Here is a 5378-nt window from a genome sequence, read left to right as displayed (position 1 = left end):
GGGCGGCGGTGTCCGCCGGGCTCTCCCGCCCGGGCGCGCCGCCCGCCGCCCCGTCCGCCGCCGCCCGGGGGCGGGCGGCGGCGCGGGTCGAGGGCGGACGGCGGGGCGCGCTGGCCCAGGCCCTCGGCACGGACGCGCCCGGGCTGGCCCTGAGCGGCGCCGTGAGCGCCGCGATCCTCGGCGCGGTGGCCGCCTACGCGGCGTCGTCCGCGGCCTGGGAGGCCTGGTCCGCCGAGGGCGACGAGCTCTGACCGAGCCAGAGGGCGTGCTCGCGCGCCGCCCATGACCGCCGGACGGCCCCGGTGCGCATCCCGCGCCGGGCCTCCGGGTCGGCGATCGCCTTGTACACGTGGCCGGCGACGACGACCACGAGGGCGTAGGCCACGACGTCGTGGACGAGCACGACGCCGGCCCGCGGGACGACGTCGAGCGCGAACTTGAACCACAGCAGCAGGCCGGTGCCGAGCATGACCAGGACGGCGCCGGCGAGCCAGGAGGCCCAGACCTTCTGGCCCGCGTTGAACTTGCCCGCGAACCGGCCGCGGCGCGGGTCGGACGAGCCGAGGCTCGCGAGCCACCGGCGGTCGTGCTCGGCGAAGTGGTCGACGCGGCGCAGGTCGGCCCGGAAGGGGCCGGACCACAGGCCGATGAGGGCCGGCACGGGCAGCAGGAGCCCGGACCACTCGTGGACGGTCTCGACCAGCAGCCGCCGGCCCACGAGCTGCGCGACCGGCGCCACGTAGAGCGCGACCGCGGTGAGCAGGCAGACCAGGAACAGCAGCCCGGTCGCCCGGTGCACAGCCCGCTCGGCGGGGCTGAACCGGAGCACGCGCTCAGGCACCGACGGGCTCCTCGCCGGGCAGCCACCCGTCCACGGGGTAGCCGTAGTCCTCCCAGTACCCCTGCTGGACCTGGCCGGTGACCTCGATGCCCGAGAGCCACTTCGCCGACTTGTAGAAGTACATCGGCGCCACGAAGAGCCGCACCGGGCCGCCGCTGTCGTGCGGCACGGGCTCGTCGAACATGCGCAGGGCGACCAGCACGTCCGCCCGGCGCGCCTGCTCCAGCGTGAGGCTCTCGGAGTACGCACCGTCGAAGCACGTGAACCGCACCGCGGCGCCCTCGTCCCGCACCCCGGCCGCGTCGAGCAGGTCGCTCAGGAGCACACCGGTGAACGGCACGTCGTCGACCTGCCAGCCGTCCGTGCAGACGGCGTCGTGCACCACGGTGTGCTGGGGCAGCGCCGCGAGCTGGTCGAGCGTGTACGTGGCCGGCCGGTCCACCAGCCCGCCGACGGTGAGCCGGTAGCTCGTCGCGTCCTGCCGCGGCACGGAGCCGACGACGCTGAAGTAGCGGAACCCGCGGTCGTCCGGCACCGCCGCCGGCGCAACGCGCTGCAGCGCCTCGCGTACCCCGTCCCGCACCGCGGGTCCCACGGCCACGCCCGCGGCGCCCAGGCCGAGCATCGCCAGCACGATCCGGCGGCCCACCGGCCGCCCGGGCCCGACGGCGTCGCCGGGCAGTCCTTTGTCGATCATGCCGCCCACCCTCGCCCGGCCGCGCCGGGCGGCGGACCAGGGTGCGGCCCTGGTCCGCACCCTGGTGCCTACGCGCTCCGCCGGACGGCGCCGCGCGCGCCCACCAGGGTGACGACGGCGACGACGGCGCACAGCACCGCGGTCGTCAGGAGCCCGACCGCGAAGCTCGTGCCGGCCGCGATGAAGCCGACCACGAGCGAGCCGAGCCCGGTGCCGGTGTCGAAGCCGATGTTCCAGACGGCGCTGGCGACGCTCCGCTCCTGGTCGGGCACGGCCGCGAACGCGCTGACCAGCGTGAGGTTCTGCAGGCTGCCGTAGGAGACGCCGACGACGGTCATGCCCACGATCAGCCCCGCGGCGCCGGGACCCGATCCGGTGAGCGACCAGGCGCACAGCACGAGGGCCGCCGCGCAGAGCGCCAGCAGCGGCGGGACGAAGCGGCGCGGCCCGTACCGGTCGGCCAGGCCGCCGACCAGCCAGCGGGACAGGGCCGCCGCCACGGTGAGGCCGAGCAGCCCGGCCATCGCGACGAGGGCGCCGTGGCCGAGCTGGGGCGCGAACGTGAGCAGCGCTCCCCCGGGCGTGGTGACGGCCAGCAGCACGAGGGAGGGCAACGCCAGTGCGAGCAGCATGCGGGCCCTACCGGGCGCCGCGCCGTCGGGTACGTGCGGTGCGGCGGCGTGGCCGGCGGTGAGCAGGTCGAGCCGCCGTCCGAGGGCCGTCGCGAACGGCACGGCGAGCGCGGGCAGGGCCCCGAGGACGAACACGAGCCGGAAGTCGACGGACTCGGCGACCCACGCGGCGCTCGGCGTGAGGAACACCTGGGGAGCCGCGACAGCCAGGCCGTAGACGCCGATCGCGCGGCCGCGCCGGGAGACGTCGACCAGCTCGGCGATCGCGGTCGCGCCGCACACCGTCACCACCGCGAACCCTGCCCCCCGCACCGCGGACGCGGCGAGGATCCAGCCGAGCTGGTCGGTGAGCAGGAACGCCAGGGACGGGAGCCCGAGCAGCAGCACCCCGGCCACCAGGGTGGTGCGCCAGCCGAGCCGGCGCAGCGCCCAGGGCACGGTCGTCTGGAAGGTGACGGTGGCGAGCATGAGGACGGCGTTCACGAGCCCCGCGCCGCCCTCGTCGGCGCCGCCGTGGGTGGCCCACAGGGGCGCCGTCGGCAGCAGGAGCGCGTAGCCCGCGAAGCCGAACAGCGACATCCAGACCAGGGCCCGGATCCCGGGTACGCGCAGGACGGGCTGGTCCGGGTCGGTGGGGGCGCTCACGTGGACCTCGGGCGCCGGGCGACCGCCCAGCGGAAGGCGTTCAGCAGGCGGTAGCTGCCGTCGGGACGGCGGAACGGCGCGGCCGCTTCGACCACCACGGGCGCGAGCTCCGCGACCGTCGTGTCGCCCTCGCCGAACAGGATGCCGCGCACCAGGTCGTTCGCGTCCCGGGCGGTCCACGGGGCCGGCACCACGCCGTGGTCGAGCACCGTCCAGCCCGCCTCGGCGAGCACGGCGGCGAGCCCGCCCGGCAGGCGCAGGAGGCCGTCCTCGGGCGGCTCCTCGTCGTCGGCCGCGGCGAGCGCCACGTTGATCGCGTCCAGGTCGTTCCGGGTCCGGTCGGCCCAGCCGGCCAGGCCGACGACGCCGTCCGGCGTCAGCACGCGGGCGATCTCGGCCAGGGCGTCGTCGACGTCGTCGGCGAACTGGACGGCGTTCACGGCGAGCACGGCGTCGAAGGCGCCGTCGTCGAACGGGAGGTGCTCGGCCTCGCCGAGGCGGACGTCGGCGCCGACGGCGCGGGCCCGCGCGAGCTCGACCATCCGGGTCGCCGGGTCGACGCCGCTCGCCCGCGCGCCCTCGTCCTGGAGGTGTTCGAGCAGCTCGCCGCTGCCGCAGCCGACGTCGAGCACGCGCGAGCCCCGTCCGATCCCCGCCGCGTCCAGGAGCGGGGCCCAGACCGGGCGCGCGAAGGTGCCCCAGTACCGGCCCCAGTCGTCGGCGACGGCGGACCAGGGGTCGTCGGGCGCGGCGGGCATGCGGCGAGACTAGCCCAGCCCACCGGCGACCTCCCGGAGCGCCCGCACCACGGCGTCGACGCCCGCCGGGCGGTCCGGGCGGGTGATCGCGACCGCGGCGCGGCCGAGCCAGGCCGGGTCGTCGACGCGCACGGTGACGACGTCGGCCGGGATCCCGGGGACGACGAGCTCGGGCACCGTGGTGACACCCAGCCCGGCGGCGACCAGGCCGAGGCGGGCGGGCCACTCGCGCACCGCGTGCACGACCCGGGGCGCGAGCAGTGTGGGCCAGGCACCGAACTGCGGGTCGCCGCGCAGGCCCTTGCCGACGATCCACTCCTCCTCGGCCAGCTCCGCGACCGGAACGTGGTCGCGGCCCGCGAAGCGGTGGTCCCGCGACACCGCGACCAGGGAGCGGCCGTCCGTGAGGTGGTCGCGGCGCAGCCCGTCGAGGTCGTACGCGGGCAGGTCGGCGCCCATGCCGATGACCGCGACGTCGATGCGCCCCGCGCGGAGCTGCCGGAGCTGGGTGGGGGTCGACGCCTCGTGCAGGTCGACCGTGAGGCCCGGGTGCCGCTCCCGCACGACGGCCACAGCGCGCGGCGCGAGCACCCACGTCGCCGTCGGGAAGGCGCCGAGCACGACCCGGCCGCCCAGGGTGTCGGCCAGGCCCGCGAGGTCCTTGCCCACGGCGTCCAGCTCGGCGAGGACCACCGCGGCCCGGCGCGCCACGAGCGTGCCCGCCGGGGTGGGCGCCACGCCGCGCGCGCCGCGCACGAACAGGGGCACGCCCGCAGCGGCCTCGGCGGCGGCCACCTGACGGGACACCGCGGACTGGGTGTACCCGAGCAGGTCGGCGGTCGCGGTGAAGGACCCGGTGCCGACGACGGCGTGGACCACCCGCAGCGCGGTGACGGTGAGCTCGGCCATGCGCCCATCATGAGCCATGCGGTGGACGCATGTCTTGTGTGCCGAAGAGTCGCTGGTGGAATGGCTCGCGCCGCCGCACGATGGAGGCATGCACACCACATGGTTCATCACCGGAGCAGCCAAGGGTCTCGGTCGCGAGTGGGCCGAGGCCGCCCTCGAACGCGGCGACCACGTCACCGCCACCGCACGGGACGTGTCCGTGCTGGAGCCGCTCGTCGACAAGTACGGCGAGGCCGTGCTGGCCCTCCCCCTCGACGTCACCGACCGGCCCGCCGTGCAGGCCGCCGTCGTCCGCGCCGTCGAGCACTTCGGGCGGCTCGACGTCGTCGTCAACAACGCCGGGTACGGCCAGGTCGGTATGGTCGAGGAGGTGACCGAGCAGGAGCTGCGCGCCCAGCTGGAGACCAACTTCTTCGGCACGGTCTGGGTCACCCAGGCGGTCCTGCCGGTCCTGCGCGCGCAGGCATCAGGCCGCATCCTCCAGGTCACCAGCGAGGGCGGCGTCCGCGCGTTCCCGGGGTTCGGCGCCTACCACGCGTCCAAGTGGGCGGTGGAGGGCCTGTCCGAGGCCCTGGCGCAGGAGGTCGCGCCGTTCGGCATCCACGTGACGAACGTGGAGCCGGGCCCGTACGCGACGGGGTTCGGCGCCGGGCTGCGCGCCAGCGCCGAGCACCCGGACTACGCCGAGGCTCGGGTCGCCACGGCGCCCGAGTTCGAGCTCGGGGACCCGCGCGCCACCCGCGACGCGCTGCTGCGGATCGTCGACGTCGAGCGGCCGCCGCTGCACGTCTTCCTCGGCAGGCCGCTCGCGGACGTCGAGCAGATCTACGCCGAGCGCCTGCGCACCTGGCGCGAGTGGGAGCCGGTCGCGCTGGAGGCGTTCGGGGCCTGAGCCC

General features: G+C 76.5%; 7 protein-coding genes. 2 read left to right on the top strand and 5 right to left on the bottom strand.

All coding sequences use genetic code 11. The features are described 5' to 3' along the window. Positions 1–251, top strand: a 251-nt coding sequence (locus tag ACFWEJ_RS26975) for a hypothetical protein (RefSeq protein WP_377232252.1), incomplete at its 5' end; no start/stop codon positions are given. Here the strand turns inward: ACFWEJ_RS26975 and ACFWEJ_RS26970 are convergent. The 5 genes from ACFWEJ_RS26970 to ACFWEJ_RS26950 all read right to left on the bottom strand — a co-directional run bounded on the left by ACFWEJ_RS26970 (position 194) and on the right by ACFWEJ_RS26950 (position 4482). Next, on the bottom strand, positions 194–841 hold the full coding sequence (locus ACFWEJ_RS26970; RefSeq protein ID WP_377232251.1) for a cytochrome b/b6 domain-containing protein: 648 nt from the start codon (positions 839–841) through the stop codon (positions 194–196). The genes ACFWEJ_RS26975 and ACFWEJ_RS26970 overlap by 58 nt on opposite strands. Further along, positions 834–1538, bottom strand: coding sequence for a molybdopterin-dependent oxidoreductase (locus ACFWEJ_RS26965; protein WP_377232250.1), 705 nt, complete (start codon positions 1536–1538; stop codon positions 834–836). The genes ACFWEJ_RS26970 and ACFWEJ_RS26965 overlap by 8 nt, the downstream gene beginning before the upstream one ends. Before the next feature lie 68 nt (positions 1539–1606). Further along, positions 1607–2815 (bottom strand): MFS transporter, encoded by a 1209-nt coding sequence (locus ACFWEJ_RS26960; RefSeq protein WP_377232249.1) that lies wholly within the window; start codon positions 2813–2815, stop codon positions 1607–1609. Beyond that, complete coding sequence (locus ACFWEJ_RS26955; protein ID WP_377232248.1) at positions 2812–3573, bottom strand: class I SAM-dependent methyltransferase; 762 nt, start codon at positions 3571–3573, stop codon at positions 2812–2814. Before ACFWEJ_RS26955 ends, ACFWEJ_RS26960 begins: the two co-directional genes overlap by 4 nt. Before the next feature lie 9 nt (positions 3574–3582). Continuing rightward, on the bottom strand, positions 3583–4482 hold the full coding sequence (locus tag ACFWEJ_RS26950; RefSeq protein ID WP_377232247.1) for a LysR family transcriptional regulator: 900 nt from the start codon (positions 4480–4482) through the stop codon (positions 3583–3585). 88 nt (positions 4483–4570) lie between these two features. Between ACFWEJ_RS26950 and ACFWEJ_RS26945 the strand changes: the two genes are divergently transcribed. Continuing rightward, the gene (locus ACFWEJ_RS26945) at positions 4571–5374 is read left to right on the top strand and encodes an SDR family NAD(P)-dependent oxidoreductase (protein WP_377232246.1); all 804 of its coding nucleotides are present in this window, start codon (positions 4571–4573) and stop codon (positions 5372–5374) included. Positions 5375–5378: the final 4 nt, after the last annotated feature.

Origin of the sequence: Promicromonospora sp. NPDC060204, assembly GCF_042728455.1 — a bacterium.
Lineage (GTDB): Bacteria > Actinomycetota > Actinomycetes > Actinomycetales > Cellulomonadaceae > Promicromonospora.
Note: the sequence above shows the minus strand (reverse complement) of the source record. Positions and strands in the feature narration are given on the sequence as shown.